The sequence below is a fragment of the Rubrivivax albus genome (assembly GCF_004016515.1).
In the GTDB taxonomy this organism is placed as follows: Bacteria; Pseudomonadota; Gammaproteobacteria; order Burkholderiales; family Burkholderiaceae_C; genus Rubrivivax; species Rubrivivax albus.
On sequence record NZ_SACT01000004.1, the window covers coordinates 206,440 to 232,257 of the forward strand.

Annotated in this window: 26 protein-coding genes; 14 read left to right on the top strand and 12 right to left on the bottom strand. The window is 71.8% G+C overall.

The window, feature by feature from the left end; translation table 11 throughout:
• Positions 1 to 12: 12 nt before the first annotated feature.
• Positions 13 to 930: a LysR family transcriptional regulator gene (locus tag ENE75_RS14065; protein ID WP_128198948.1), complete on the bottom strand. Its 918-nt coding sequence runs from the start codon at positions 928 to 930 to the stop codon at positions 13 to 15.
• A 94-nt stretch (positions 931 to 1,024) separates the two neighbouring features.
• Here ENE75_RS14065 and ENE75_RS14070 point away from each other — a divergent pair, with 94 nt between their 5' ends.
• Both ENE75_RS14070 and ENE75_RS14075 read left to right on the top strand, forming a co-directional pair.
• Positions 1,025 to 2,314, top strand: coding sequence for an aromatic ring-hydroxylating dioxygenase subunit alpha (locus ENE75_RS14070; protein WP_128198949.1), 1,290 nt, complete (start codon positions 1,025 to 1,027; stop codon positions 2,312 to 2,314).
• Positions 2,311 to 2,796, top strand: coding sequence for an aromatic-ring-hydroxylating dioxygenase subunit beta (locus ENE75_RS14075; protein ID WP_128198950.1), 486 nt, complete (start codon positions 2,311 to 2,313; stop codon positions 2,794 to 2,796). Before ENE75_RS14070 ends, ENE75_RS14075 begins: the two co-directional genes overlap by 4 nt.
• A gap of 18 nt (positions 2,797 to 2,814) precedes the next feature.
• On the opposite strand, the gene ENE75_RS14080 is transcribed toward ENE75_RS14075, so the two are convergent.
• Both ENE75_RS14080 and ENE75_RS14085 read right to left on the bottom strand, forming a co-directional pair.
• The gene (locus ENE75_RS14080; protein WP_128198951.1) at positions 2,815 to 3,711 is read right to left on the bottom strand and encodes an alpha/beta hydrolase family protein; all 897 of its coding nucleotides are present in this window, start codon (positions 3,709 to 3,711) and stop codon (positions 2,815 to 2,817) included.
• Positions 3,708 to 4,346: a TetR/AcrR family transcriptional regulator gene (locus ENE75_RS14085; protein ID WP_128198952.1), complete on the bottom strand. Its 639-nt coding sequence runs from the start codon at positions 4,344 to 4,346 to the stop codon at positions 3,708 to 3,710. The genes ENE75_RS14080 and ENE75_RS14085 overlap by 4 nt, the downstream gene beginning before the upstream one ends.
• A gap of 118 nt (positions 4,347 to 4,464) precedes the next feature.
• Between ENE75_RS14085 and ENE75_RS14090 the strand changes: the two genes are divergently transcribed.
• A complete protein-coding gene (locus ENE75_RS14090; RefSeq protein WP_233259085.1) occupies positions 4,465 to 5,604 on the top strand; it encodes a YbfB/YjiJ family MFS transporter in 1,140 nt (379 codons plus the stop codon).
• On the opposite strand, the gene ENE75_RS14095 is transcribed toward ENE75_RS14090, so the two are convergent.
• Complete coding sequence (locus ENE75_RS14095; RefSeq protein ID WP_128198953.1) at positions 5,543 to 6,232, bottom strand: cation efflux transmembrane domain-containing protein; 690 nt, start codon at positions 6,230 to 6,232, stop codon at positions 5,543 to 5,545. The two genes, ENE75_RS14090 and ENE75_RS14095, sit on opposite strands and share 62 nt — an antisense overlap.
• A gap of 83 nt (positions 6,233 to 6,315) precedes the next feature.
• On the opposite strand from ENE75_RS14095, the gene cadR reads away from it, so the two are divergent.
• Entirely contained in the window at positions 6,316 to 6,771 is a 456-nt protein-coding gene (cadR, locus tag ENE75_RS14100; RefSeq protein WP_128198954.1) for a Cd(II)/Pb(II)-responsive transcriptional regulator, read from the top strand.
• Between the two features lie 3 nt (positions 6,772 to 6,774).
• Here the strand turns inward: cadR and ENE75_RS14105 are convergent, their stop codons facing one another.
• Both ENE75_RS14105 and ENE75_RS14110 read right to left on the bottom strand, forming a co-directional pair.
• Positions 6,775 to 7,266: an META domain-containing protein gene (locus ENE75_RS14105; RefSeq protein ID WP_128198955.1), complete on the bottom strand. Its 492-nt coding sequence runs from the start codon at positions 7,264 to 7,266 to the stop codon at positions 6,775 to 6,777.
• Positions 7,248 to 7,835, bottom strand: a complete 588-nt coding sequence (locus ENE75_RS14110) for an MliC family protein (RefSeq protein ID WP_128198956.1) — start codon at positions 7,833 to 7,835, stop codon at positions 7,248 to 7,250. The genes ENE75_RS14105 and ENE75_RS14110 overlap by 19 nt, the downstream gene beginning before the upstream one ends.
• Before the next feature lie 42 nt (positions 7,836 to 7,877).
• Here ENE75_RS14110 and ENE75_RS14115 point away from each other — a divergent pair, with 42 nt between their 5' ends.
• Positions 7,878 to 11,093, top strand: coding sequence for a 4Fe-4S dicluster domain-containing protein (locus ENE75_RS14115; protein ID WP_128198957.1), 3,216 nt, complete (start codon positions 7,878 to 7,880; stop codon positions 11,091 to 11,093).
• A gap of 40 nt (positions 11,094 to 11,133) precedes the next feature.
• On the opposite strand, the gene ENE75_RS25720 is transcribed toward ENE75_RS14115, so the two are convergent.
• From ENE75_RS25720 to ENE75_RS14135, 4 genes are all read right to left on the bottom strand, one after another.
• Positions 11,134 to 12,681, bottom strand: coding sequence for a methyl-accepting chemotaxis protein (locus ENE75_RS25720; protein ID WP_128198958.1), 1,548 nt, complete (start codon positions 12,679 to 12,681; stop codon positions 11,134 to 11,136).
• Positions 12,682 to 12,933: 252 nt separating this feature from the next.
• Positions 12,934 to 13,452, bottom strand: coding sequence for a peroxiredoxin family protein (locus ENE75_RS14125; protein WP_128198959.1), 519 nt, complete (start codon positions 13,450 to 13,452; stop codon positions 12,934 to 12,936).
• Between the two features lie 85 nt (positions 13,453 to 13,537).
• On the bottom strand, positions 13,538 to 14,281 hold the full coding sequence (locus tag ENE75_RS14130; RefSeq protein ID WP_128198960.1) for an IclR family transcriptional regulator: 744 nt from the start codon (positions 14,279 to 14,281) through the stop codon (positions 13,538 to 13,540).
• 54 nt (positions 14,282 to 14,335) lie between these two features.
• Complete coding sequence (locus tag ENE75_RS14135; protein WP_375138493.1) at positions 14,336 to 14,887, bottom strand: VOC family protein; 552 nt, start codon at positions 14,885 to 14,887, stop codon at positions 14,336 to 14,338.
• Between the two features lie 89 nt (positions 14,888 to 14,976).
• On the opposite strand from ENE75_RS14135, the gene ENE75_RS14140 reads away from it, so the two are divergent.
• The 6 genes from ENE75_RS14140 to ENE75_RS14165 all read left to right on the top strand — a co-directional run bounded on the left by ENE75_RS14140 (position 14,977) and on the right by ENE75_RS14165 (position 19,589).
• Complete coding sequence (locus ENE75_RS14140) at positions 14,977 to 15,840, top strand: fumarylacetoacetate hydrolase family protein (RefSeq protein ID WP_128198962.1); 864 nt, start codon at positions 14,977 to 14,979, stop codon at positions 15,838 to 15,840.
• 88 nt (positions 15,841 to 15,928) lie between these two features.
• Positions 15,929 to 17,446, top strand: coding sequence for a bifunctional 3-(3-hydroxy-phenyl)propionate/3-hydroxycinnamic acid hydroxylase MhpA (gene mhpA, locus ENE75_RS14145; RefSeq protein WP_128199153.1), 1,518 nt, complete (start codon positions 15,929 to 15,931; stop codon positions 17,444 to 17,446).
• On the top strand, positions 17,443 to 17,847 hold the full coding sequence (locus ENE75_RS14150; protein ID WP_128198963.1) for a nuclear transport factor 2 family protein: 405 nt from the start codon (positions 17,443 to 17,445) through the stop codon (positions 17,845 to 17,847). The genes mhpA and ENE75_RS14150 overlap by 4 nt, the downstream gene beginning before the upstream one ends.
• Complete coding sequence (locus ENE75_RS14155) at positions 17,840 to 18,271, top strand: PaaI family thioesterase (protein ID WP_128198964.1); 432 nt, start codon at positions 17,840 to 17,842, stop codon at positions 18,269 to 18,271. Before ENE75_RS14150 ends, ENE75_RS14155 begins: the two co-directional genes overlap by 8 nt.
• On the top strand, positions 18,268 to 18,942 hold the full coding sequence (locus tag ENE75_RS14160; RefSeq protein WP_128198965.1) for a 3-oxoacid CoA-transferase subunit A: 675 nt from the start codon (positions 18,268 to 18,270) through the stop codon (positions 18,940 to 18,942). Before ENE75_RS14155 ends, ENE75_RS14160 begins: the two co-directional genes overlap by 4 nt.
• A gap of 11 nt (positions 18,943 to 18,953) precedes the next feature.
• Positions 18,954 to 19,589, top strand: a complete 636-nt coding sequence (locus ENE75_RS14165) for a 3-oxoacid CoA-transferase subunit B (RefSeq protein ID WP_199232303.1) — start codon at positions 18,954 to 18,956, stop codon at positions 19,587 to 19,589.
• Between the two features lie 39 nt (positions 19,590 to 19,628).
• Here the strand turns inward: ENE75_RS14165 and ENE75_RS14170 are convergent, their stop codons facing one another.
• Positions 19,629 to 20,360, bottom strand: a complete 732-nt coding sequence (locus tag ENE75_RS14170; RefSeq protein WP_128198966.1) for a FadR/GntR family transcriptional regulator — start codon at positions 20,358 to 20,360, stop codon at positions 19,629 to 19,631.
• 158 nt (positions 20,361 to 20,518) lie between these two features.
• Here ENE75_RS14170 and ENE75_RS14175 point away from each other — a divergent pair, with 158 nt between their 5' ends.
• Genes ENE75_RS14175 through ENE75_RS14185 form a run of 3 tightly spaced genes read left to right on the top strand, consistent with a single transcriptional unit; the run spans position 20,519 to position 24,650 of the window.
• Positions 20,519 to 21,619, top strand: coding sequence for a phosphotransferase family protein (locus ENE75_RS14175; protein WP_128198967.1), 1,101 nt, complete (start codon positions 20,519 to 20,521; stop codon positions 21,617 to 21,619).
• A 48-nt stretch (positions 21,620 to 21,667) separates the two neighbouring features.
• Positions 21,668 to 22,963, top strand: coding sequence for an acyl-CoA dehydrogenase family protein (locus tag ENE75_RS14180; RefSeq protein ID WP_128198968.1), 1,296 nt, complete (start codon positions 21,668 to 21,670; stop codon positions 22,961 to 22,963).
• A 1-nt stretch (position 22,964) separates the two neighbouring features.
• Complete coding sequence (locus ENE75_RS14185; protein ID WP_128198969.1) at positions 22,965 to 24,650, top strand: long-chain-fatty-acid--CoA ligase; 1,686 nt, start codon at positions 22,965 to 22,967, stop codon at positions 24,648 to 24,650.
• 115 nt (positions 24,651 to 24,765) lie between these two features.
• Here the strand turns inward: ENE75_RS14185 and ENE75_RS14190 are convergent, their stop codons facing one another.
• Positions 24,766 to 25,773: a TRAP transporter substrate-binding protein gene (locus ENE75_RS14190; RefSeq protein WP_128198970.1), complete on the bottom strand. Its 1,008-nt coding sequence runs from the start codon at positions 25,771 to 25,773 to the stop codon at positions 24,766 to 24,768.
• Positions 25,774 to 25,818: the final 45 nt, after the last annotated feature.

The window sequence follows — 25,818 nt, forward strand, 5'->3', positions numbered from 1 at the left end:
GGTCCGCGGCCTTCAGCGCCCAGGCGGGCGCGGGCCGAACAGCCCGAACACGGTCTCCCGCAGCCAGCGGTTGTCGTCCGCCCGGTGGACGCGCGCATGCCAGAAGGCGTTGATCTCCACCTCCGGCAGCTTCACCGGCAGCGGCCGGGCTACCAGGCCGAACGGTGCCGCCAGCTCGGCGGCCAGCCGCTCCGGCACCGTGGCCACGAGTTCGCTGCGGGCCAGCAGATGGCCCACGCTGACGAAGTGCGGCACCGTCAGGCGCACCCGGCGGTGGATGCCGGCGCGCTGCAGCAGCGTGTCCACCTGGCCGTGGCCGGTGCCGGGCGACACCACCACCAGGTGCTCGGCGGCGCGGTAGGCGGCCAGGGCAGGGCGGGCCACGTCCAGCGCGTGGCCGCGGCGGCACAGCAGCACGTAGCGCTGGCGGAACAGCCGCCGCTGGTGGAAACCGGCCTGCAGCTGCGGCAACAGGCCGATGGCCAGGTCCACGCGGCCCTGGGCCAGTTCGTCGGCCAGGTCCACCGCGGTGTTGCGCACCGTGCTCAGCGACACGCCCGGCGCCACCTCCGCCAGCCGCTGCACCAGGCGCGGCAGGAAGACGATCTCGCCGATGTCCGTCATGCCCACGGTGAAGGCCCGTTGCGCGGTGGCCGGGTCGAAGGCCGGGGCGGGCGCCAGCGCGCCGCGGATCAGCGCCAGGCCGGCGCCCACCGGGCCGGCCAGGCGTTCGGCCAGCGGCGTGGGCACCATGCCGGCGGGCGTGGGCACGAAGAGCTCGTCGCCGAATCGCCGGCGCAGCCGCGCCAGCGCATTGCTCACCGCCGGCTGCGTGAGGCCGAGCTTGTCGGCCACGCGGGAGACCCGGCGCTCGAGCATCAGCTCGTGCAGCAGGGCCAGCTGGTTCAGGTCGGGGCTGAGCATCGGCATCACGTTCGATGATGCCCGACATTCCCGGCATTCGATGGACTGATCCCGCCGCCCGGCCGATGATCGGCGCTCCCGCACTGCCAACCCGGGCCCGATGAGCGCCATCCCTGCACCCGAAACGCTGGCCTGGGCCGGCGACGCCACCCACCGCATCCCCTTCACCGCCTACACCGACGAGGCGGTCTACCGCCGCGAGCTGGAACGCTTCTTCTACCGCGGCCACTGGTGCTACGTGGGCCTGGCCGCCGAGGTGCCGAACCCGGGCGACTTCAAGCGCACGGTGATCGGCGAACGCTCGGTGATCCTGGTGCGCGACGCGCAGGGCGGGTTGAACGTGCTGGAGAACGTCTGCGCCCACCGCGGCATGCGCTTCTGCCGCGAGCGCCACGGCCACCGCAAGAATTTCGTCTGCCCGTACCACCAGTGGGGCTACTCGCTGAAGGGCGAACTGCAGGGCGTGCCGTTCCGGCGCGGGCTGCGCCAGCCCGACGGCACGGTGCACGGCGGCATGCCGGCCGACTTCGACACTGCCGAACACGGGCTGAACCGGCTGCAGGTGGCGGTGCGCGGCGGCGTGGTGTTCGCGTCCTTCGACCCCGACGTGGAGCCCTTCGAGGACTACCTGGGCCCGGAGATCCTGGGCTGGTACGACCGCCTGTTCAACGGCCGCGAGCTGGTGCTGCTGGGCACCAACCGCCAGCGCATCCCGGGCAACTGGAAGCTGATGCAGGAGAACATCAAGGACCCCTACCACCCCGGGCTGCTGCACACCTGGTTCGTCACCTTCGGCCTGTGGCGGGCCGACAACCAGTCGCGCCTGCGCATGGATGCGCGGCACCGGCACGCGGCCATGATCTCCACGCGCGGCAATGCGGGCAAGGCGTCGGAGGTGTCCAGCGTCTCCAGCTTCAAGGCCGGCATGCAGCTGAATGACGCCAGCTTCCTGGACATCGTGCCCGAGCCCTGGTGGGCTGGCCCGAACCTGCCCGAAGGCGCGCCGGTGCCCACGGCCGTGATGACCACCCTCTTTCCCAGCGTGATCCTGCAGCAGCAGGTCAACAGCGTGTCCACGCGCCACATCCAGCCGCGCGGGCCGGGCGCGTTCGACTTCGTCTGGACGCACTTCGGCTTCGCCGACGACGACGAGGCGATGACGCAGCGCCGGCTGCGCCAGGCCAACCTGTTCGGCCCCGCGGGTTTCGTGTCGGCCGACGACGGTGAGGTCATCGAGTTCTCGCAGCAGGCCTTCGACGCCACGCCGGGCGGCCAGGCGCTGGCGGAGCTGGGTGGGCGCGACGTGGGCGACACCGAGCACATGCTCACCGAGACGCTCATCCGCGGCATGTACCGCTACTGGCGCGAGGTGATGGAGGCGCCCGAATGAGCACGCCAAACGTCGACTTCGCGACCTGGTGGGCGGTGCAGCAGCTCTATGCCGACTATGCCGCGGCGGTGGACAGTGGCCAGTGGGACCTGTGGCCTGGCTTCTTCACCGATGACGCCGTCTACCGCCTGCAGCCGCGCGAGAACCACGAGCGCGGCTGGCCGCTGGCCACGCTGGCCTTCACCGGCCAGGGCATGCTCAAGGACCGGGTCTACGCCATCCGCGAGACGCTGTTCCACGACCCCTACTACCAGCGCCACGTGGTCGGCGCACCGGTGCTGCGCGTGGTGCAGGGCGATGCGCTGCACTGCGAGGCCAACTACGCCGTCTTCCGCACCAAGCTGTCGGAACCGAGCACGGTGTTCAACGTCGGCCGCTACCTCGACGTGATCGTGCCCACGGCCGAAGGGCTGAAGTTCGCGCGCCGCGAGTGCATCTACGACACCGAGCTGATCCCGAACTCGATCATCTACCCGATCTGAGGCCGTCGCGCCCTGGAGTCAGGCCGTAGCGGCCCGCCCGTCACGCAGCCAGCCCAGCCACTCGTCCCACAGCGGCCGGGCCGCCGGCCGGAAGTAGCCCATGTGGCCGATGGACCGTCTGCCCAGGCTGGCCGGGTGCAGGTCCAGCGCGCGCACCGGGGCGTTGCGGTAGGCGGCCAGGAACGCGTCGCGCGAGGCCGGCGGCGCCCAGCGGTCGTCCAGCGCATTGAGCGCGACGATGGGCGTGCGCACGGCGGCGAAGCGCTCGGCCAGGCCTTCGGCCCGCATGGCCGGGTCGTCGAAGAAGTAGCGCGGAAAGCGGCACCAGTAGCGCCACTGGCGGTACACGCCCAGCGGCAGGTCCTCGCCCATGCCCAGCAGGCTCCAGGGCAGGTAGCCCTTCCAGCGCGTGAGCAGGGGGCCCAGCACGCGCCACATGAAGAGCACGCGCAGGCGCTCCAGCGGCGGCATCCAGCCGTGCCAGCCGGCGCCGGTGGCCAGCGTGACGAAGCGCGCCACGCGGTGGTGGTTGGGCAGCAGGCCGAAGGCGTGGCCCCCGTAGGAATGCCCCACCATCACCAGCGGCAGGCCGTCCTCGGGCACGGCGTCCACCGCCGCGGCCAGGTCCAGGCGCGCCCAGTCCAGGTAGTCCATGCGGAAGCCGCGCAGGCTGGCCGGGCGCGACAGGCCGATGCCGCGGTAGTCCAGCGTCGTCACGTGGAAGCCCTGGCCGGCCGCGTGCTGCGCGAAGCGGCGGTAGAAGCCCTGCGGCACGCCGGTGGCGCCGGCGATGACCAGGTGGCCGGCGGGCGTGCCGGCCGCCGGGTAGTGCAGGGCGCGCAGGCGGTAGCCGTCGGCGGCGACCAGTTCGCGGGGCGTCGCGGTGATCTCGGGCACGGTGGGGTCGGTGCTCATGGCGCGGCCTTTCGGGGCGGTTGTGCCGGTGTGGGCGGCAGTTCGTGGCGCAGCAGGGTCAGCAGGGCCTCGGCAGCGGCGGTCATGGGCGCACCGCTGCGCGCCACGCGGGCCTGGATCAGCGCGCCTTCGTACGACGACACCACCAGTGCCGCCAGCGCCGCGGCGCGGTCCTCGGGCACGCCGCTGCGCCCGAACAGCCGGGCCAGGCGCACGCGGATGCCCTCGAAGGCGCGGGCCAGCGCGTCGCGCAGGGCCACGTCGGCGGCCGTGCTCTCCAGCGCCACCGTGGCCAGCGGGCAGCCGCGCTCGTAGGTGCTGCGCTCGAGCTGCGCCTGGGCCATCTGCAGCCAGCCGGCCAGCACCGGCAACGGCGGGGCCTGCTCGGCGGCCAGCCGGTCCAGCGACGCATGGATGTGGGCCGCTGTCGCATCGATGGCCGCCACCGCCAGCGCCTGCTTGCCGCCCGGAAAGTGGTGGTAGAGCACGCCCTTGGGGGCACCGGCCTCGGCCAGCAGCTCGGCCAGGCCGATGCCGTGGTAGCCCCGCTGCTGCAGGGCGCGCGACATGGCCTGCACCAGGCGCTCGCGCGTGTTCGTGGCGGCCGTGGTGTCCGGGGGGGCGGGGCTCGGCATGGCTGAAGTCTCTAGACCGGTCGGTCTATTGTCAAGCGAACGGAGGCTGCATGGACGTCAGCCGCGGCAGGCGCTCTTCCGTTCGCGACCCGTCTTGCCGGCCCGGCAGAATCGCGCCATGACGCCGATGCCCTGGCGGGCCGCGCTGGCCCTCGCGCTGGCGGCAGCCGTCTCGTTGGGGCTGTCGCGTTTCTCCTACGCGCTGCTGTTGCCGCCGATGCGGGCCGACCTGGGCTGGAGCTACCTGCTCGCCGGCGCCATGAACACGCTCAATGCGGTCGGCTACCTGGCGGGTGCGCTGGCCATGCCGATGCTGCTGCGCCGGTTCGACGCGCGTGCGGCAATGCTGGCCGGCGGTGCCGGCGCGGCGCTGCTGCTGGCCGCGCACGGCCTGGTGCGCAGCGACGCCGCGCTGGCCGGGCTGCGCATGCTCACCGGCGCCGCCAGTGCGGCCAGCTTCGTCGGCGGCGGCGTGCTGGCCGCGCGGCTGGCCGGGCAGGCCGGTGCGCGCGCCGGCCTGGTGCTGGGGCTGTACTACGGCGGCGTCGGCCTGGGCATCGTGGCGTCGGCCCTGAGCCTGCCGCCGCTGGCCTGGCCGCAGGGCTGGTGGGCGCTGGGCGGTCTGGCGGCCTTGGCCACGGCGCTCACCGCGGCCGGCACGCGCAAGCTGGTGGCGCCACCGATGCCGGGCGCGGCACGGGCGCCGGTGCCGCTGCGCGCCTTCGCCTTCGGCCTGGCGGGCTACGCGATGTTCGGCCTGGGCTACATCGGCTACATGACCTTCGTGATCACGCTGCTGAGCGAGCAGGGCTGGAGCACCGTTGCCCTGTCCGGCTTCTACGTGCTGCTGGGCCTGGGGGTCATGGCCTCACCCTGGCTGTGGGCCGGCCTGCTGCAGCGCCACCGGGGCGGTGTGCCGTTGGCGGTGCTGAACGCGCTGCTGGCCGTGGCCACGGCGGTGCCGGTGCTGGCGTCCCACCCGCTGGCGGTGCTGGGCTCGGGCCTGCTGTTCGGCTGCGTATTTCTCTCGCTGGTGGCGTCGACGACGGCGCTGGTGCGCCACAACCTGCCGGCAGACGCCTGGCCGGCGGGCATCGCGGCCTTCACAACCGTGTTCGCCGCTGGCCAGATCGTCGGCCCCAGCCTGGTGGGCCACGTGGCCGACGGTGCGGGCGGGCTGGCGCGCGGCTTCGTGCTCAGTGCCGCGCTGCTGGCTGCCGGGGCGTTGCTGGCGCTGGGGCAGCGGCCGCTGCGCTGACACCGTCGACGTCCCGCAGCTCCTGCCGCGCCTGCCGTAGCACGGCACGTGAGGCCGACAGCGCCAGCGCCGCCATCACGCCGGCCACCAACAGGTCCGGCCACGCCGAACCGGTGCCGAAGACGCCCAGGGCCGCGGCCATCACCGCCAGGTTGCCCAGCGCGTCGTTGCGGCTGCACAGCCAGACCGAGCGCATGTTGGCGTCGCCCTCGCGCCAGCGGTAGAGCATGACGGCCACGGCCACGTTGACCGCCAGTGCCAGCGCGCCGACCAGACCCATCGTCACCGGTTCCGGCACCTCGCCGTGCCACAGGCTCCAGCCGGCGCGCGCGAGCACGAAGACGCCGAAGGCGCCCATGCTCAGGCCCTTGACCGCTGCGGCACGCGCACGCCAGGCCAGACCCATGCCCAGCACCGCCAGCGACAGCCCGTAGTTGGCGGCGTCGCCGAAGAAGTCCACCGCGTCGGCCAGCAGCGACACCGAGCCGGCCGCCAGGCCGGCGGCGACCTCGACGCCGAACATCGAGGCGTTGAGCACCAGGGCCACCCACAGCACGCGGCGGTAGGCGGGTGAGGCGGCCGCCGAAGGGGCGGCGTTGCAGGCGTGGTCGTGGCAGGCGTGGCTCATCGCGGGTCGTGTTCGATGCGTTGGAAGCATTGGAAACCCTGCAGTCGCTACAGGGTCAAGGGCGGCTGCGGCACACTGTGGCCATGAAAATCGGCGAACTTTCGCGGGCCACCGGCACCCGCGTGGAGACCATCCGCTACTACGAGCGCGAGGGCCTGATCGACCCGCCGGCCCGCAGCGACGGCAACTACCGCGTCTACCGCGCCGACGATGCCGAGCGCCTGGCCTTCATCCGCCACTGCCGCGCGCTGGACATGGCGCTGCCGGAGATCCGTGGCCTGCTGCAGGTGCGCGACCACCCGGCCGACGGCTGTGCCGAGGTCAATGCGCTGCTCGACGCCCACATCGGCCACGTGGCTGCGCGCATCCGCGAACTGCGGGCCCTGGAACGCCAGCTCAGGCGCCTGCGCGAGCGCTGCCCGGCACCGACCGCGGCAGCCGACTGCGGCATCCTGCAGGGGCTGGCCGACGCCTCGAACGCGCTGCCGCGCCCGCGCGGTGGGGCCACGCGGCACCTGGGCGGCACCCACGGCGGTTGAGCGTCAGCGTGGTGCCGGTGCCCAGCTGAGGATGCCGCCGTCGGCCATCAGGCTCAGGTGCAGCTGGCCGTCGCGCAGCAGGTAGCTGCGCACGAAGGGCAGGTCGCGCATCAGGCGCGGCGCCAGCGATTCCGGCGGGCACATCGCGCGCGTGCCGGCCAGCGGGCCGAACTGCAGCGCGCCGCTGCGGCCGTCGGCGGCGGGTGTGACCTGCCAGGTGCCCATCGCACGGTTGCAGTCCACGCGCAGGGCGGCGCGGCCCTCGGGGCCGAAGTGCAGCGTGTAGGCGCCAGGGTCGGCGGGGCGGGTGGTGCCCTGGGCATCGTCCATCGACTGCAGGGCCACCAGCTGCCACTGGGTGCCCTCCAGCGTGGCGGGGGCGGCGGTGCCCGGTCCCATCGCTGCGGCACAGCCCGCCATCACGGCCGCCGCCATGGCCGACACCACGGCCGTGCCGGCGAGCACCGCCGGGCGATTCAGCGTTGCACGGTGCATGTCATCTCCGGTGAGCCGTACCCCCAGACCACACGGGCCTCGCCATGGTGTTCCCAAAGCGACTCGTTGCGGCCAACGTAGCGCGCGCCGCTGGCGGCGGGCTGCAGGAACATCATCGAGACACCGTCACCGCGTTCGACGACGGCACTGGGCGGGTCCGTGGCAAAGAACATCGCGACCACCGCGTTGGCCGGCTGACCATCGCAGATGTAGGTCACCGGGCCGCGGCCCGGCAGCAGGCGGTAGCGCGCCTGCAGCTCGGCGATGCGCAGGCGGTAGGCGCCGCGCACGCAGGTGGCCTTGTCGTCGGCCTTCCAGCAGTCGTTGCGGCCCTTGATCCAGCCGCGCTGCTCGGCCGCCAGCGTGGGCGGATGCTCGTTCTTCGCCTTCGCGCGGGCAGCGGCATAGACGTCGGCCAACTGCCGGTCCAGCGCGGAAAGGTCCGGGCTGGCACAGACCTGGGCCTCGATGCTGCCGGCCGCGGCGCGGCTGCAGTCGAACGAAGGGCCGGCGGCGGCAGCCGGCAAGGCGGTGGTCAGGAGAGCCGCAAGCAGCACGGGCAGGCGCATGCCCGCATGGTAGCCCGGGCCTGGCTCAGCCATCATCGCGCCATGCGCCTGTTCTCCTACCGCGACCGGCCGGTCCACCTGGGCCCGTACCCGCTGGAACGCCTGACCCGCAGCGACGGCCCGCCGCGGCTCGACGTGCTGCCGCCGATGACGGCCCTGCGTTACGCGGCCGACGACCCGCTGTCGATCGTGCACGCGATGGCACGCTTTGCTGCGATGTTCGACCTCGTGCGCGACGGCCCGCGCAGCCCGCTGCCGGCGGAGATCGCCGACGACCCGGCCGAGCGCGCCCGCCACCTGAAGGCAGCCGGCACCTACTTCGACGCGTCGATGATGGGCGTCTGCGCGATCCCGGCCGCGGCCAGGCTGGCGGCCCCCATCCGAAACCCCGACGTCACCGCGCTCGGTGAGGAGCTCGCCAGCAGCCAGCCCAAGAGCTTCGCCGCCGGCATGGACATGATCCTGGCCGACGTGATCGATGCGGCGCGCACGGTGCACGGGCCGATCGACGGGCACACGCACGCGCTGGTGGTGCTGGTGGAGTACCCGCGCGACCCGCGGCCAGATGAACCCGGCTGCGACTGGCTGCACGGCGCGCAAGCGCACCGCGCGGCGCTGCTGGCGTCGCAGACGGCGGTGCTGCTGTCGACCTACCTGCGCCTGCTGGGCTTCGACGCGCGAGCGCACAGCGCCAGCTGCAGCGACGTGGACCTCGGCCGCCTGGCCGTGGCGGCCGGGCTGGCGTTGCCCGACGGCACGAACCCGTACGTCGGCACCCGCTACGGCCTGGCCGCGGTCACGACGACGATGACACTCGCACCCGACCGACCGCTGGCGCCCAGGCAGGACCGCTGGCGAAGCCATGGTCCGGCCTGGTGGCTGGGCAAGGGCACGCTCAAGGGAGCCTTCCACCGCGACGCCTACGCGAAGCGCGATTTCTCCGACGGCGCCTGGCCCTTCGAGACCCTGCCGCGCCGCGACGAGCCCACCACCTTCATCGACCACGACCGCGTGCCGCGCTTCCCCAAGCGCGCCGACTTCTTCGCCCGCGCGCTGTTCGGTGACCTGGGCAAGGCGGTGCAGGCGGATGCGAAGAACGCGCACTACGTGATGAAGAGCCCCATCGGTGCCTGCGCCCGCCGCGCACTGGGTTCCCTGCTGCTGCTGCAGTTCGGCGAGGCGCGCGGGCCGGTGCACGCCTCCACCGCCGACCCGGCGCGCAACGCCGCCAACCTGAAGGCGGCGTCGTACTGGCTGGGCGCCGACGCCGTGGGCCTGTGCGCCGTGCCCGAGTGGGCGTACTACTCGCACGACGCCGGCGGCAACCCGATGGCGGCCTACCACGCCAACGCCGTCAACCTGCTGCTCGACCAGGGCCACGAGACCATGGAAGGCGCCAGCGGCGACGACTGGATCAGTGTGGCGCAGAGCATGCGCGCCTACCTGCGCTTCTCGCTGATGGGCGGCGTGATCGCCGAGCAGGTGCGCCGCCTGGGCTACGGCGCGCGTGTGCACAGCGTGCTCGACGGCGACGTGCTGCAGCCACCGCTGCTGCTGCTGTCGGGCCTGGGCGAGGTCAGCCGCATCGGCGAGGTCATCCTCAACCCGTTCCTGGGTCCACGTCTGAAGAGTGGCACCGTGACCACCGACCTGCCGATGGCGCCCGATCGGCCCATCGACTTCGGCCTGCAGCGCTTCTGCGAGGGTTGCAACAAGTGCGCGCGCGAATGCCCCTCGGGTGCCATCACCGCCGGCCCGAAGCGCATGTACAACGGCTACGAGATCTGGAAGAGCGACGCTGAGAAGTGCGCGCGCTACCGCATCACCAATGCCGCCGGCGGCATGTGCGGGCGCTGCATGAAGACCTGCCCCTGGAACCTGGAAGGCCTTCTGGCCGACAGCCTGTGGCGCCAGCTGGCGATGCGCGCACCGGGCACGGCCCCCTGGCTGGCGAAGCTGGACGACGCGCTGGACCGCGGCAGCATCAACCCGGTCAAGGCCTGGTGGTGGGACATCGAGCTCGACCGCAGCACCGGCCGCTACGTGAAGGCCGCTCAGACGCACCGCCGCGGCCTGCAGAAGGACCTGGTGCTGCGGCCCGAGGACCAGACCCTGGCCGTCTACCCGGCCGACCGCATGCCGCCGCCGTTCCCGGTGCCGTTCCCGGTCAACCGGGAGGAGGGCATCGCGCGCTACCGGGCGCTGCTGTCGCCGGTGGACTACCGCGCGCGACTGGCGGCCGGCGATACCGCGGACCTAGCGCCTGGCCCGGCACCCTTGACCGGTGAGCCGCCGGTGTTCCCCGTTCAGCTGGTGCGGCGCGAGGACATGGCCGACGGCGTGGCGAAGTACGAGTTCGCGGCGCTGGACGGCGGCGAGCTGCCGCCGTTCGATGCGGGGGCGCACATCGATGTCGTCATCGCGCCGGAGTACCAGCGGGCCTACAGCCTGGCCGGCGACCCGGCCGACCGCCGGCGCTGGGTGTTGGGCGTGCAGCGCGAGGACCCGGCCGCCGGCGGGCGCGGCGGCTCGGCGCTGATGCACCGCGCCTTCCGCGAGGGCCGTCGCGTCTTCGTCTCCCGCCCGCGCAACCTGTTCCCGCTGCACGAGGACGCGCCGATGTCGCTGCTGATGGCTGGCGGCATCGGCGTCACACCGCTGATCGCCATGGCGCACCGGCTGCACGCGCTGGGCCGTGACTTTGCCCTGCACTACAGCGTGGCCAGCCGGCGCACGGCCGGCTTCGTGGCCGACCTGCAGGGCGCCCACTGGGCGCCGCAGGTGCACTGGCACGTGAAGGACGAGGGCGCGCGCGCCGACCTGGCGGCGCTGGTGCCGCCTTACCAGGCCGGCTGGCGGCTCTACACCTGCGGGTCCCCGCGCTACATGGACGGTGTGTTCGCCGCTGCCCAGGCCGCGGGCTGGCCCGAGGCCGCGCTGCACCGCGAGTACTTCAGCGTGCCCGAGGACCCGGACCGCGTGGACCGGCCCTTCGTCGTGCAGCTGGCCGACGGCCGGCGCTTCGACGTGCCGGCGGACCAGACGGCCACCGAGGTGCTGGCCGCCGCTGGCGTGGCGGTGGACGTGAAGTGCAGCGACGGCCTGTGCGGCGTCTGCGCCACGCCCTACGACGCGGATCGCTCCGGCCCGGTGGAACACCGCGACGTGGTGCTGGCCTCGGCCGAACGCACGCACAAGGTCATCCTGTGCTGCGTGCGCATGGCGCGCGACGGGGACGTGCTCGTGCTGCGGCGCTGACACGCTGAGGCGGGTTCGGGAGCCCGCCTCGGGCCGGCCTTCAGACGCTGGCGTGGTGGCCCTGCGACAGGCGGAAGACGCTCACAGCCTGCACCAGGGCTTCGGACTGCTGGCGCAGGCTCTGCGCCGCCGCCGCGCTCTCTTCCACCAGCGCCGCGTTCTGCTGCGTGCCCTGGTCGATGCGCGTGACAGCGTTGCCGACCTGGGCCACGCCGCTGCTCTGCTCGCGGGTGGCGGCGCTGATCTCGCCGACGATGTCGCTGACACGGCGCACGCTCTCCACGATGTCCTGCATCGTGCGGCCGGCGCGGTCCACCAGCGCCGTGCCTTCGTCCACGCGTTCGACGCTGTCGGTGATCAGCGCCTTGATCTCGCGTGCCGCCTGCGCGCTGCGCTGAGCGAGCGTGCGCACTTCGCCGGCCACCACCGCGAAGCCGCGGCCCTGCTCGCCAGCACGGGCGGCTTCCACCGCGGCGTTGAGCGCCAGGATGTTGGTCTGGAAGGCGATGCCGTCGATGGTGCCGATGATGTCGGCGATCTTCTGCGCGCTGGCCTGGATGCCCTGCATCGTGTGCACCACCTGGCCCACGACTTCGCCACCCTGCACGGCCACCGCCGAGGCACCTTGCGCCAGCTGCGCCGCCTGCTGCGCGCTGTCGGCGTTGTGGCGCACGGTGGAGGACAGCTCCTCCATCGTGGAGGCGGTCTGCTGCAGCGCGCCGGCCTGCTGCTCGGTGCGGCTGGACAGGTCCTGGTTGCCCTGGGCGATCTGCGCGCTGGCGCTGGCCACGCTCTCGGCGCCCTCGCGCACGTGCTGCACGGTGCGTGCCAGCGACTGCTGCATGTCGCGCAGCGCGATGGTCAGTTCGGTGATCTCGTCGCGCCCCTTCGGCACGATGGTGGCAGAGAGGTCGCCATCGGCCACGCGGCGTGCCAGGTCCCGAGCGTCCAGCAAGGGTTGCAGTTGGCGGCGGGTGTAGGCCATGGCGAAGCCGATCGCCGTCACCAGCGCAAGCGACTCCAGCACCAGCAGCACCATGCGCGCATGCTGTGCGCCGGCATCGGCGCGCGCGGCGGCCTCCGCCCCTGCGGCATCAATGGCGGCCAGCAGCTCGCCGAGCTTCGCCGTCGGCTCGCGGTCCATGCCCTTCACGGCGGCATCGCCGGCCGCCGCGTCGGCGCCAGCGGCCCGGAAAGCCTCCACGCCACGGCGGTACCCCTCGCCCATGGCCTGGTGGGCGCTGCCGAAGGCCTGCGCCTGCTCGCGCAGGGGGCCAGGCGGCAGGGCCTGCGCCAGCGCGGCGGCGCGTGCTGCGACGTCGGCTTCCTGCTTTTGGAAGCTGGTCCAGTACTTGTCCAGCTGCGCCGGGTCACGCCCGCGCAGCAGGGTGTTCTTCCACTCCTGCACCTGGGTCTGGAAGGCCGACCGCAGGCCAGCCACGGCCTGGGCATTTTCGCCCGCGGCACGCACTTCGGTGCGGTAGGTGTTCAGCGCGCCGCTGGCCATCACCTGCGCGATGGTGGTGGCGAGCACCAGGATGCCCATGGCGCCGGCGACCATGACGGTGAGCTTGTGTTGCAGTCTCATGAGAGGCTCTCTGTGGGTTTGGATCGCTTCTCGGCAGGTTGGGGCGGGACTTGATGGGACCACGGATAAACGGTGTTTCCGGTGCCAGGCGTGCGCCAATCTGGGGCGCACAAGTGACGGGGTGGCGGTCAAGACGGCGCATTTCGCAGTCCGACAGGAATTCAGGGACGGCCCGCCGACTGCCGCCACATGGCCACTGAAGCTGGCGCCTGGACGGCGATGCGCCACGCCAGCCGACGGCCGCGCATCGGTTCAGTTCAGCACCAGGGCCGCGACCTCGTCCCACAGGTACGGTGCGATCCTGCCGACCACCCGCAGCCGCACACGGCCCTGGCGGTCCAGCAGCACGGTCACCGGGGCCTGCGTGGGCAGCGGTCCGAGATCGTCACGGTGGCCAGGCGCGCCTCGCCACAGGTCGATCCACTGCGGGTTGGGCGGCAGGAACTGCTGTCGGAGTCGGGCGTGGCGGTCGTAGTCTGCGCGTTCGGCATCGTGGTTCACGGCCACGACCACGAAGGGCTGACCCGTCCAACCGGCCAGGTTGCGACGCAGTTCCGGCAGCTTGTCGAGACAGACGGGGCAGGCGGTCGACCAGAAGAACAGCATCACGACCTGGCCGCGCAACGATGGCAGGTCAACGGCGGCACCGTCGTCCGAGCGCCCCGTCAGCGCCGTGGCTGAGGCCTGATGACCGAGCCAAAGGCACAGGGCCAGGGCGATGGCGCCGGTCCGCCGACGCCGTCGCCAGGATCGCTGCAAGGTCATGGCCATGCGGCTGGGTCTCGTGGCGCGAGTGGTTCTGACAGCAGATGCTGTCGCGACCGAGATGTCGGAGAGACGGGGCCGGGAAGCGCGCTCAGGCGGTGCTCGCGCCGCGGAACGAGTTCACCGCGGCGAACAGCCAGTGCTGCAGCTGTGCGTCGTCCTGAGACTGCAGGCGCCCGAGGCTGCCCACCAGGGCCAGCGCGTGTGTGCCGTGGCCCTCGGCGTCGAGCACGGGCACGGCAATGGCGCCCACGTCAGCCTGCAGTTCGCCGTGCGATCGGTACCAGCCCTGGCGACGGATCTCGGTCAGCGCCTGTCGGAACGACGGCCAGCCGTCGCCCATTCCGCTGGCGGCGATCTCCGCCGCGTGGTCGGCGTGCATTCGGACCAGCATCGACCTGGGCTGGTGGGCCAGCAGCACCTTGGGCGCCGCGCCAATGAAGACCGGCCGTGGCCGACCGCGGCCATAGACAAGCTCCAGGCCGGGTTCGCCGCTGGCCCGGTGCACGTCGATCACGCGCGGGCCGGGGTAGAGCACGCTGAGCACGGCGTCGAAGCCGCTGTCCCGCGCCAGGCGCTGCATCACGGGGGCAGCCGCCAGCAGCACCGGGTCGCTCTGCCGGAGCTGATAGTCCAGTTCGATGATGCGGGCGCCCAGCGCGTAATGCCCGGCCGCGACCTTGCGCAGCAGGCCTGCGTCGACCAGGTCCTTGACGTAGCGGTAGCCGGTGGGGCGCGAGTAGCCCAGGGCGGTGTTGATCTCGTCGGGCGACCAGACCGGACGTTCGCGGCTGAACAGGTCGAGGATGGCGAAGGCGCGGGCGGGGCTGGACATGGCGGGGCAGACGGAGAGCGGCCCCGCCGGTGCGCACTGCCACCACGCGGGCGGTCAGTCCACGCCCATGCGGCGGGCCATCTCGGCGCGCCATTCTGCCCGTGGGCGGAATCCCGGCAAGGTGCGCGCATGGGCTTCCAGGCGCTCCATCAGCGTGGCCTCGTCGCCAGACAGGTCCACCGGCACGCGCATCGGCTGCGACACGTACCAGGGCAGGTCCACATACAGCTCCAGCCGGTTGCCTTCCGGGTCGGGCACATAGATCGACACCGCGTTGCCGTGGGTCACCGGCATGATGTTCGGCAGGCCTTCGGCGACCAGCGTCGCGTGCATGGCCATCAGGGTGGACAAGCGATCCGCCTTCAGCGAGATCTGGTTGATGGGGTTGAAGCCCATGTCGCGCGGCCGGCCGCTGATGAGCACGATCTGGTGGTGCTCGTCGGGGTCGCGGCTCAGGAACACCAGGTCCATCGGCCCGTTCGGCCCCGGCAGCTGGCCGCGGTCGGTGACCGTGAAGTCCAGCAGGCGCACATAGAAGTCCTCGAGCAGGGCCGTGTTGGTCACGAACATGCCGAAGTGGCTGAAGCGGAAGCCGGGTCGGCTCATGGTTTCCCCTTGCATGGGTTGGGTTGACGCAGGTCAGTCGAATGTCATTAAATCTCGTTATTCGAGATTACGCAACACCAAGGACCCCCATGAAACTGATCAGCTTCGTTCGTGATGGCCGCGTCGGCTTTGGCGCCGTGGTGGGGGGTGACGCGGCTCCCGGAGTGGTGGACCTGGGCGCCGCCCTGGGTGGGCGCCACGCCGACCTGAAGGCCCTGCTGGCCGCCGATGGCCTGGGTGCTGCCGCCGATGCACTTCGCGGGCGGGCTGCCGATTTCCCGCTGGCCAGCGTCCGCCTGCTGCCGGTCATTCCCGAGCCGGGCAAGATCTGGTGTTGCGGCCTGAACTACGGCGAGCACGTGCGCGAGACCAACCGCGAAGTGACCGAACAGCCGACGTTCTTCCTGCGCGTGGCCGACTCGCAGGTCGCGCACGGGGAGCCCATGCTGCGGCCGCCGGAATCGGTGCAGTTCGACTACGAAGCCGAGATCGCCGTCATCATCGGCAAGGCGGGCCGTCGGGTGTCGGAAGCCGACGCGGGTCAGTACGTGGCCGGCTACGCCTGCTACAACGACGGCAGCGTGCGCGACTGGCAGCGCCACACCTCGCAGTGGGTGCCGGGCAAGAACTTCTGGCGCACGGGCGGCTTCGGGCCGTGGATGGTGACGGCCGACGAGATCCCGTTCGGCACGGTCATGACGCTGAGCACGCGCCTGAACGGCGTGGAGATGCAGCGGGCCACCACCGAGATGATGATCCACTCGATCGCCAGGCAGATCGCGTATGTCTCCACCATCGCGCCGCTGGCGCCGGGCGACGTGATCGTCACCGGCACGCCAGGTGGCGTGGGCGCGCGGCGCACGCCGCCGGTGTGGATGAAGGCCGGCGACGTCTGCGAGATCGAGGTCGACCGGATCGGCGTGCTGCGCAACCCGATCGCCGACGACGCGTGACGGCGTGATGCGCGCAGCCAACGCCTCTGCCGAAACCGTGGACGCGGTGACCCACGCCGGGCCCGATCCGGCCTTTGGCGACGACGTGTTGCACGACGTGGCCATCGTCGGCTTCGGCCCCACGGGTGCGGTGCTGGCCAACCTGCTGGTGAAGCGCGGGTTGCGCGTGCTCGTGGTCGAGCGCGAAGCAGAGATCTACGCGCTGCCGCGGGCCATCCACTTCGACGCCGAGAACATGCGCATCTTCCAGACCCTGGGTCTGGCCGCGGCGCTGGAGCCGCAGGTGCTGGTCTCGCCGGGCATGAAGTTCGTCGACGCCGCGGGGCGCGTGCTGATCGACTACACGCGCTCGAAGGACCTCGGCCCGCAGGGGTGGCACGCGAGCTACCGCTTCCACCAGCCGGTGCTGGAGTCGCTGCTGCGTGCCCATCTGGCACAGCACGGCGGCGCCACCGTCCGCCTGCGCCATGACCTTTTCGCGCTGGAGCCGATGCAGGACCATGTGGTGCTGAGGGTCGAGGACACGCGCCGTGGCCGCCTGCTGCAGACCCGCGCCCGCTACGTGGTGGGCTGCGACGGCGCGCGCTCGCTGGTCCGTCGCCTGATGGGCACGGAACTCGACGATCTGCAGGCCCACGAGCGCTGGCTGGTGCTGGACCTGCGGCTCAAGCGGCCGCGTCCCGACCTGGGGGACCACAGCCTGCAGTTCTGCGATCCCCAACGTCCAGCCACGTACGTGCGTGGTGTCGGTGACCGCCGGCGCTGGGAGATCATGCTGATGCCGGGCGACGACCCGCAGCAGCTCACGCGGCCGGAAGGCATCTGGCCCCTGCTCTCGAAGTGGATCGGTCCGGAAGATGCCGACATCGAACGGCCGGCGCTCTACACCTTCCACTCCGTGGTGGCCCGCGGCTGGCGCCAAGGGCGGTTGATGATCGCCGGCGATGCGGCCCACCAGACGCCGCCGTTCATGGGCCAGGGCATGTGCGCCGGCGTGCGCGATGCCGTCAACCTGGCCTGGAAGCTGGCCGACGTGGTGCAGGGCCAGGCGGCGCCTGCCTTGCTGGACACCTACGAATCGGAGCGGGCGCCGCATGCGCGCGAGTTCATCGAGACCGCGGTGCGGCTGGGCGGCGTGATCCAGGACACCGACGTCGAGCGCGCCCGTGCTCGGGATGCCCGCATGGCCGCGCAGCCCGAGGTCTTCCGCACGCCGACGCCGCCCCTCGGCCCGGGCGCGCACGATGGCGTGGTTGACGGCAGCGTGGTCGGACGCCTGGCTCCGCAGCCCGTGATGCCTGACGGCCGGCGGCTGGATGATGCCCTGGGCTACCGCTTTGCCGCGATTGCGCCGCAGGCCTGGCTGGATGCCCTGCCGGCCGACGCCCTGGGCGACGACCGTTTGCGCCGTGTGGCGACCGAAACGGCAGATGGACAGGCCTGGTTGCAAGGCTGCGGCGTGCCGGCGCTGTTGCTGCGCCCCGACCGCCACGTGGCCGGCGTGGCCGTTGACGCAGCGGGCTTGCGCATGCTGGTGTCGCGCTACGTGGGTGGGCCGGCCTCCACCGCTTCCAACGCGGGACGAACCGCGCAGGCGACACCATGACGCCGCAGACTGCCGAGGCCGCCGCGGCAGCCGCGCGCGCCGCCGAGCGGGCCCGAGCCGCCGCGATGGTGGCGCGCGATACCGAGGCGCTGGCAGCCCTGCTGCATCCGGATCTGCGCTACGTGCATGCGCCGGGTCGCCGAGACGACCGCGACGGGCTGCTGCAGTTCGTCGCCGAAGGGCCGGCGTTCATGGCCGTCGAGTTGCAGATCGATGACGTGGCCTGCGACGCCCATACGGTCCTGCTCAGCGGTCTGCTGCACCTGACCCTGCGCCGCAGTCCCGACGCCGAGCCCGTGCAGGCGCGCTCCTGGGCCAGCGCACTGTGGTGTCTCGACGAAGCCCACGGCTGGCGGCTGCGCCATTTCCAATCCACGCGCACGGACGCCCCCCATGGCTGAGACCTCCGAGGCCTGGTTCTGGCGCATGCGCCGCGGCGAGGCGCCCGAGCCGCCCGTGGCGGGCCTGCTGGGCCAGCGGTTCGACGTGGTCGACGCCGCGGCAGGCACGCTGCGCATGCGTTTTGAAGCGGCGGCCACGTTCCTGAACCCGGCGGGCCAGGTGCAGGGCGGCATGCTTGGCGCGATGCTGGACGCCGCCACCGCCAGCATCGTCGACGCCACGCTGGCGCCGCAGGAGGCGGTGGCCACGCTGAACCTGCAGCTTTCGTTTCTGCGACCGGCCATGGCCGGCGAGCTCGTGGCCGAGGCGCGCATCGTGCGGCGTGGCCGGCAGGTCGCGTTCGTGGAGGCCACGCTGCAGCAGGACGGGCGCGCGGTGGCCACGGCGCAGGCCACCTGCATGATCGTGGGGCGGTCGGCATGATCGACAAGCGGGTCGCCACGCTGGCCGAGGCGCTGGCCGACGTGCGTGACGGGGCCACCGTGATGGTGGGCGGTTTCGGCCTGGCCGGCCAGCCCATGGCGTCGCTGGAGGCACTGCTGGACCAGGGCGCGCGTGAACTCACCATCGTCTGCAACAACGCCGGCAACGGCGAGGATGGGCTGGCGGCGCTGATCGCGGCCGGGCGCGTGCGCAAGATCGTCTGCAGCTTTCCGCGCCAGGCCGACTCGTGGCACTTCGACCGCGAATACCGGGCCGGCCGCATCGCGCTGGAGCTGGTGCCGCAGGGCAACCTGGCCGAGCGCATCCGCGCCGCCGGCGCCGGCATCGGCGGCTTCTTCACGCCCACCGGTTACGGCACCGCACTGGCCGAAGGCAAGGAGACGCGCTTCCTCGACGGCCGCTGGCAGGTCTTCGAGACCCCCTTGCACGCCGATCTGGCGCTGATCCTGGCCGAGCGGGGCGACCGCTGGGGCAACCTGACCTACCGCATGACGGCGCGAAACTTCGGCCCGATCATGGCCGCAGCGGCGCGTTGCACCGTGGCGGCGGTGCATGAAATCGTCGAGCTCGGCGGGCTCGACCCCGAGGCCGTGGTCACGCCTGGTCTGTTCGTGCAGCGCGTGGTGCAGGTGCCGCGCCGGACCACCTGAGGAGAAAAGCCATGCCCTGGACTTCGGCCGAGATGGCGTGGCGCGTGGCGCAGGACCTGCGCGACGGCATGGTGGTCAACCTCGGCATCGGCCTGCCCACTGTGGTGGCCGATCACCTTCCGCCGGGCCGGGAGATCCTGCTGCACAGCGAGAACGGCGTGCTCGGCATGGGGCCGAAGCCAGCGCCGGGACAGGAGGATCACGACCTCATCAACGCCGGCAAGCAGCCGGTGACGCTGAAGACCGGCGGCTGCTTCTTCCACCACGCGGACAGCTTCGCGATGATGCGCGGGGGCCATCTCGACGTCTGCGTGCTCGGCGCGTTCCAGGTGGCCGGCAATGGCGACCTGGCCAACTGGCACACCGGCGAGCCCGGTGCGATTCCCGCGGTAGGCGGCGCCATGGACCTGGCCATCGGCGCGCGCGAGACCTGGGTGATGATGAGCCACTGCACCAAGGCCGGTGAACCCAAGATCGTCGAGCGGTGCAGCTACCCGCTGACCGGGTTGGGCTGCGTGCGCCGCATCTACACCGACCTGGCCGTGATGGCGCTGGATGCTGCGGGTGCCCGTGTGATGGCCATGGCTGCAGGTGTCGACGCTGGCAGCCTGCAGGCGCGGACCGGCATTCCCCTGCGGTTCGACTGACGGCTGCGCGGTGCGCCGCGCTCGGCGCCGGGGTCTGCGCTATTCCGCGGGCGGGATCGGCTGGTTCATGTCCAGCCCCGCCACCTCGCAGCCTCGGCGGTAGTCCTGCATGTGCTTGCGCATGGCCTCTTCCGCCGCGGCGGCGTCGCGCCGGCGCAGCGCCAGGCTCACCTGCCGGTGCACCGCCAGCAGACGCGCACCCGACTGCGGCAGAGCGGGCGCGATGGCGGCGTAACCGGCGCGCATCAGCGAGCTCACCGGCCCCCGTGCCATCAGCAACGCCGGGTTGTGCGTGGCGGCGGCCACCAGGTTCTGGAACTCCAGGTCCACCTCCACCGGTGACGCCTGAGCGGCGACCACGGCCTGGGTGCGTTCCAGGTTCTCCTCCAGCGCGTCCAGCTCGTCGAGCGTGGCCGAGTGGGCGGCCAGCGCCGCACACAGAGGCTCCAGCGCGCTGGCCACCTGCCAGACGTCGCGAAAGGTGACCTGGCGCAGCCGCAGCGCGCGCTCGGCCACATCCGACAGGTCGCGCTGGCGTGGCATCGAGACCAGCAGCTTCTTGCCGTCGCGCCGCAGCAGGCCCTCCTGCTCCAGCTGGCGCAGGCCTTCGCGCACCGTCGAACGGTGCACACCGAATCGATCGGCCAGGTCCGCCTCGGTGGGCAGGGCTGCACCCTGGGCCAGCGAGCCGTCGACGATGCGACGGCGCAGGTCGGCCGACACCACACGGTAGGCGGGCGCGATCTGGAGTCGTTCGAGGTCGAGGGGCATGGTCACTGAATTCGGCCCAGGGCGTCACGGGCAGGTGCACGGGATTGTCGCCAAGACCACGGCAGCGCTGTGGCGCGGGAAAGCGAGGATGGGCAGGTCCGCCGGGCGCGCAAACAATTGTCGGACAATCCGACCATAAGAGACCAGAGACCCGACTGATGTCCCCGTCCCCCGCCTCCGACGTGGTCACCCCCCCAGGATCTCACCTGGCCCCGCCCTTTGACCTGCCGGCCCTCCGGCGTTGGCTGATGCCGGCACTGCCGGTGCTGGCGACCGGTGAACTGACGGCCGAGCGACTGCCCGCGGGCCAGTCCAACCCGACGTGGCGGCTTCGGCATCGAGACGGCACCTGGGTGCTGCGCGCCAAGCCAGGGCCTGCGTCGGGCCTGCTGCCGTCGGCCCATGCCATCGAGCGCGAGGTGGCGGTGCTGCGCGCGCTGCAGGGCAGTGGCGTGCCGGTGCCGGCGGTGCACGCGCTGTGCGAGGACGAGTCGGTGATCGGCGCCGCGTTCTACGTCATGGACTTCGTGGACGGGCGCATCGTCCGCGACGCCACGCTGCCGCAGGTTGGCGCCGAGGAGCGCCGCGCGATGCACGACGACGCCGTGCGGGTGCTCGCCGCGCTGCACGCGGTGGACTGGCGTGCTCGCGGGTTGGCCGGCTTCGGCCGTCACGACGCGTTCTTCGAACGCATGATCGCGCGCTGGACACGCCAGTACACGGCGACGGCCAGCGCGCCCATCGACGCCATGGAGCGCTTGGCCGCATGGTTGCCGGCGCATTGCCCACCGCCGCCACCCCCGGGTCAGGACCTGTGCATCGTGCACGGCGACTTCCGCCTCGAGAACCTGGTGTTTCACGCGCAGGCACCGCGGGTGCTGGCGGTGCTGGACTGGGAACTGTCCACGCTGGGCCACCCGCTGGCCGACCTGGCCTACCACTGCATGGCCTGGCGCCTGCCGCAGGGGGTACTGCGCGGCCTGGCGGGGGTGGACCTGGGCGCGCTCGGCATCCCGTCGGAAGCCGAGATCATCACCCGGTACGCCGCACTCGCGGGCCACGCCGACGTCGACGCGATCCAGGCGCATTGGCCGTTCTACCTGGCCTGCAACCTGTTCCGCCTCGCCGCCATCCTGCAGGGCATCGCCTACCGCGCCGGGCAGGGCATCGCGTCGCACCCGCAGGCCATGGACACGGGCCGCATGGCCGCGCCGGTGGCGGAACTGGGCTGGCGCATCGCACAAGGGCGGGCGGGCTGAGCGGCGTTGCCGCAGGCTCGGGCGCCCCACTTCAGGAAGCACCGACTGATGACCACCTCCGCATCCTCCCCGGCCATCCAGGCGCCTTTCGGCGACCCACCGCGCACGGCGGCATTGCGCCAGCGGCTGGAGGCTTTCATGGCCGAGCACGTCGAACCGAACGAAGGCCAGGTGGAGGCGGAGAGCGCCGCCCAGTCCTGGCACTCGGCCGCGGGGTGGAACACGCCGCCGACCGTGCAGCGGCTCAAGGCCCTGGCCCGCGAGCAGGGGCTCTGGAATCTCTTCCTGCCGCATTCGGCACGCGCGCCGGAAGGCCTGTCGAACTACGAGTACGCGCCGCTGTGCGAGATCATGGGCCGTAACACGTGGGCCAGCGAGATCTTCAATTGCTCTGCGCCGGATACCGGCAACATGGAGACGCTGGATCGCTACGGCAGCGAGCTGCAGAAGGACCGCTGGCTGGAGCCGCTGCTGGCCGGCGAGATCCGTTCGGCCTTCCTGATGACCGAGCCCGAGGTGGCCTCTTCCGACGCCACCAACATCCGCTGCCGCATCGAGCGTGATGGCGACCACTACGTGATCAATGGCCGCAAGTGGTGGAGTTCGGGCGCCGGCCGGCGCCAGTGCCGCCTGCTCATCGTGATGGGCAAGACCGACCCCGATGCGCCGCGGCACCAGCAGCAGAGCATGGTCCTCGTGCCGGCGGACACGCCGGGCGTGAAGATGCTGCGGCCGCTGAAGGTCTTCGGCTACGACCACGCGCCGGTGGGCCACATGGAGGTGCTGCTGGAGAACGTTCGCGTCCCGGTGGACCACCTGCTTCTCGGCGAGGGCCGCGGCTTCGAAATCGCCCAGGGCCGTCTGGGGCCGGGGCGCATCCACCACTGCATGCGCTCCATCGGCGCCGCCGAGCGCGCCTTCGCACTGATGTGCCGCCGACTGGCCACGCGCGATGCCTTCGGCAAGGCGCTGGCCGAGCAGGGCGTCTGGCATGAGCGCATCGCCCAGGCGCGCTGCATGATCGAACAGGCTCGCCTGCTCACGCTCAAGGCGGCGTGGATGATGGACACCGTGGGCAACAAGGCAGCGCAGGCGGAGATCGCGATGATCAAGATCGTCGCACCCAGCATGGCCTGCCAGGTGCTGGACTGGGCCATCCAGGCCCACGGCGGCGCCGGCGTCAGCGAGGACTTTCCGCTGGCCTACACTTATGCCGATCAGCGCACGCTGCGGTTTGCCGACGGCCCGGACGAGGTGCACCGTCAGGCGCTGGCGCGGCTGGAATTGGCACGCCTGGGCCTGCGCCGCAAGCCCGCGGGCCCACCGGTGACGCGGGGCTGCTGAGGTGGGCGGCGCCGTTGCGAGGCCACACGGCCCCTGGCCAGTCGGTCTACCGAGGCATTGCAGCGTGCCGGCCACCGGTGTCGCCGACAACCTCGCCGTCAGCGCGCGCCGATACCCGCACAAGGTGGCCGTCCGCTTCTTTGGCCGGGACTTCACCTATGCCGAACTGAACCGGCGCGTCGACTGGCTGGCGGCGCATCTGGCCGGGTCGTGCGGCGTGCAGCGCGGTGACCGTGTCGTGCTCTTCCTGCAGAACAGCCCGGCATTCATCGTCGCCTGCTACGCCGTGCTGCGCCTGGGGGCCGTCGCCGTGCCGGTGAACCCGATGAACCTGGCCGGCGAGTTGCGCTGGGTCGTGCAGGACAGTGGCGCTCGGGTGGCCGTGGTGGCACAGGACCTGTGGGAGCGCCTTTCGCCATTGCAGTCCGAGGGACTTCTGACGGCGGTGATGCTGGCGCGATACGGGGCCGACCTGCCGACATCACCGGTGCCCGAGCCGCCCGACGGGCTGGCGGCACCGCGGCTGCCGCTGGACGCACCGGGTCGGGCATGGCTGGAGGACATCGTGGCCGATGCGCCTGCGCCGCAGCCGGCCTGCATGGCCGCGGCCGACGTCGGCGGCGAGGACCTGGCGGTGCTGGCCTACACGTCGGGCACCACCGGCCAGCCCAAGGGTTGCATGCTGAGCCACCGGGCGCTGCAGGCCGCCGCTGCCTGCCTGGTGGCCTGGAACCGCTGGACGCCTGACGCGGTCGCGCTGGCCACGGCACCGTTCTTCCACGTCACCGGCATGGTGGCGTCGATGCACGTGCCCTTGTACTGCGGCGCCAGCATCGTGCTGCTGCCGCGCTGGGATCGCGGAGCCGCCGCCGAACTCATCGGCCGGCACCAGGTGACGCACTGGACCAACGTGCCCACGATGGTGACGGACCTGCTGGCCCTGCCCGGCCTGCAGGCAGGCGCGCTGCAGAGTCTGGCCTACACCGGCGGTGGCGGCACGGCCATGCCTGCCGCGGTGGCGGCGCGGCTGCACACGCTGACCGGCCTGGAGTACCAGGAGGGCTGGGGCCTGACCGAAGTGGCCGGGGCCATCCACCTCAACCCGCCTGGCGCCGAGCGGCGCCAGTGCCTCGGGGTGCCAACCTTCGGCGTCGACACCCGCGTCATTGCCACCGACGGCCCTGCCGTCGAACTACCGCCGGGTGAGCACGGTGAACTGGTCACGGATTGCCCATCCTTGTTCAGCGGCTACTGGCGCAATCCCGAGGCAACGGCGCAGGCTTTCGTCGAGCTCGATGGACGGCGCTTCTTCCGCACCGGCGACATCGGCCGGGTCGATGCCGACGGCTACTTCCACCTGGCCGACCGGCTCAAGCGCATGATCAATGCGTCGGGCTACAAGGTGTGGCCGGCGGAGGTCGAGGCGATGCTGTTCCGTCACCCGGCGGTGCAGGAAGCCTGTGTCGTGGGGGCGCCTGACGCGCACCGTGGCGAGACCGTGAAGGCCTTCATCGTCCTGCGCCAGGGCTTGGCCGATGCACCGGCAGCGGCCGAGATCTCGGACTGGGCGCGCGAGCACATGGCGGCGTACAAGGTGCCGCGCATCGTCGAGTTCGTGGCAGCGTTGCCCAAGTCGGGCACCGGCAAGGTCCTCTGGCGGCAGTTGCAGGACGCCGAGCGGGGCTGACGCCCCAGCGTCGAACGGGCACGTTCGCCCGTCGGGTGCCGCAGCACACGGCGCATGCCGCGCCGTGCACCACGGCTTTGCGGGGCGGGTGGCCTTCGCCGCCCGCCCGCGGACCTCATTTCATCGCAGCGTTGTAGGCCTCGAGCAGCTTGGCGCGCTTGGGGTCTGCGGCCAGCCAGCCGTCGATGGCCGGGCGGGTGGCGGCACGCCAGGCCTCCACCGTGGCCGCATCGGGCGTGGTGATCGTGATCTTGCCGGCCTTGACGGCCTCGGCGCGAGCGGCGGCGTTCTGTTCGTCGAACTGCTCACCGAAGTAGGCGGAGAACGCAGCGCCGGAGACCTTGTCGATGCCGGCCTTGGCCGCGGCGGACAGGCCGTCGTACTTGGCCTTGTTCATCACCACCATCAGCGGCGACGTGCCCATCGGCACTTCCAGCACGTGGTCCACCGTCTCCATCAGGCGGAAGGACTTGATCGCGTTCCACTCGTTGAACGAGCCGTCGATGACGCCGCGCGACACGCTCTCGGCCAGGTTGGCGGCCGTGATGCCACCAACGGCCACGGCGCCCATCTTCTCGATGGCCGTCAGCAGGTTCGGTGACGAGGCGCGGAACTTCTTGCCCTTCATGTCGGCCGGGCTGGCGATCTTGCCCTTGGAGGCCACGCCCTGCGGCGACGTGGTGAACAGGCCGATGATCTTGTACTTGGCGAAATCGCCGTCCAGCAGGCCCTGCTCGTACATCTTCCACAAGGCCACCGAGCCGGCCTTGGCGGAGGTGACGGTGTAAGGCAGTTCGCCCACCGTGACACCGGGGAACACGCCGGGGTTGTAGCCGGCGACGATGAAGGCCACGTCGGCCACGCCGTCGGCCACCAGCTGCAGCTGCTGCGCGGGCGAGCGGCCCAGGGTGCCGCCGGGGAACATCTTGACGGTCACTTCGTTGTTGGTGGCCTCGGCCACGCGGCGGCCCCACTCGGGGAAGACGTTCTTGGTCAGGAACGCCACCGGCGGCTCGAAGGACGAGAAGCGCAGTTCGGTGGCCGAGGCCACGGAACTCAGCAGGCCGAGCGTCAGGGCAAGGCCGGCAAGGCGGGTCAGACCGGAAAACGGGCGTACGGACATCGTGGGTCTCCTGGGTGTGTCTGGGTGACGTGGGGTTTGAAAACG

Coding starts and splice junctions, on each gene's coding strand:
- ENE75_RS14065 (WP_128198948.1), bottom strand. CDS start 930: ATGCCGATGCTCAGCCCCGACCTGAACCAGCTGGCCCTGCTGCACGAG.
- ENE75_RS14070 (WP_128198949.1), top strand. CDS start 1,025: ATGAGCGCCATCCCTGCACCCGAAACGCTGGCCTGGGCCGGCGACGCC.
- ENE75_RS14075 (WP_128198950.1), top strand. CDS start 2,311: ATGAGCACGCCAAACGTCGACTTCGCGACCTGGTGGGCGGTGCAGCAG.
- ENE75_RS14080 (WP_128198951.1), bottom strand. CDS start 3,711: ATGAGCACCGACCCCACCGTGCCCGAGATCACCGCGACGCCCCGCGAA.
- ENE75_RS14085 (WP_128198952.1), bottom strand. CDS start 4,346: ATGCCGAGCCCCGCCCCCCCGGACACCACGGCCGCCACGAACACGCGC.
- ENE75_RS14090 (WP_233259085.1), top strand. CDS start 4,465: ATGACGCCGATGCCCTGGCGGGCCGCGCTGGCCCTCGCGCTGGCGGCA.
- ENE75_RS14095 (WP_128198953.1), bottom strand. CDS start 6,232: ATGAGCCACGCCTGCCACGACCACGCCTGCAACGCCGCCCCTTCGGCG.
- cadR (WP_128198954.1), top strand. CDS start 6,316: ATGAAAATCGGCGAACTTTCGCGGGCCACCGGCACCCGCGTGGAGACC.
- ENE75_RS14105 (WP_128198955.1), bottom strand. CDS start 7,266: ATGCACCGTGCAACGCTGAATCGCCCGGCGGTGCTCGCCGGCACGGCC.
- ENE75_RS14110 (WP_128198956.1), bottom strand. CDS start 7,835: ATGCGCCTGCCCGTGCTGCTTGCGGCTCTCCTGACCACCGCCTTGCCG.
- ENE75_RS14115 (WP_128198957.1), top strand. CDS start 7,878: ATGCGCCTGTTCTCCTACCGCGACCGGCCGGTCCACCTGGGCCCGTAC.
- ENE75_RS25720 (WP_128198958.1), bottom strand. CDS start 12,681: ATGAGACTGCAACACAAGCTCACCGTCATGGTCGCCGGCGCCATGGGC.
- ENE75_RS14125 (WP_128198959.1), bottom strand. CDS start 13,452: ATGGCCATGACCTTGCAGCGATCCTGGCGACGGCGTCGGCGGACCGGC.
- ENE75_RS14130 (WP_128198960.1), bottom strand. CDS start 14,281: ATGTCCAGCCCCGCCCGCGCCTTCGCCATCCTCGACCTGTTCAGCCGC.
- ENE75_RS14135 (WP_375138493.1), bottom strand. CDS start 14,887: ATGAGCCGACCCGGCTTCCGCTTCAGCCACTTCGGCATGTTCGTGACC.
- ENE75_RS14140 (WP_128198962.1), top strand. CDS start 14,977: ATGAAACTGATCAGCTTCGTTCGTGATGGCCGCGTCGGCTTTGGCGCC.
- ENE75_RS14150 (WP_128198963.1), top strand. CDS start 17,443: ATGACGCCGCAGACTGCCGAGGCCGCCGCGGCAGCCGCGCGCGCCGCC.
- ENE75_RS14155 (WP_128198964.1), top strand. CDS start 17,840: ATGGCTGAGACCTCCGAGGCCTGGTTCTGGCGCATGCGCCGCGGCGAG.
- ENE75_RS14160 (WP_128198965.1), top strand. CDS start 18,268: ATGATCGACAAGCGGGTCGCCACGCTGGCCGAGGCGCTGGCCGACGTG.
- ENE75_RS14165 (WP_199232303.1), top strand. CDS start 18,954: ATGCCCTGGACTTCGGCCGAGATGGCGTGGCGCGTGGCGCAGGACCTG.
- ENE75_RS14170 (WP_128198966.1), bottom strand. CDS start 20,360: ATGCCCCTCGACCTCGAACGACTCCAGATCGCGCCCGCCTACCGTGTG.
- ENE75_RS14175 (WP_128198967.1), top strand. CDS start 20,519: ATGTCCCCGTCCCCCGCCTCCGACGTGGTCACCCCCCCAGGATCTCAC.
- ENE75_RS14180 (WP_128198968.1), top strand. CDS start 21,668: ATGACCACCTCCGCATCCTCCCCGGCCATCCAGGCGCCTTTCGGCGAC.
- ENE75_RS14190 (WP_128198970.1), bottom strand. CDS start 25,773: ATGTCCGTACGCCCGTTTTCCGGTCTGACCCGCCTTGCCGGCCTTGCC.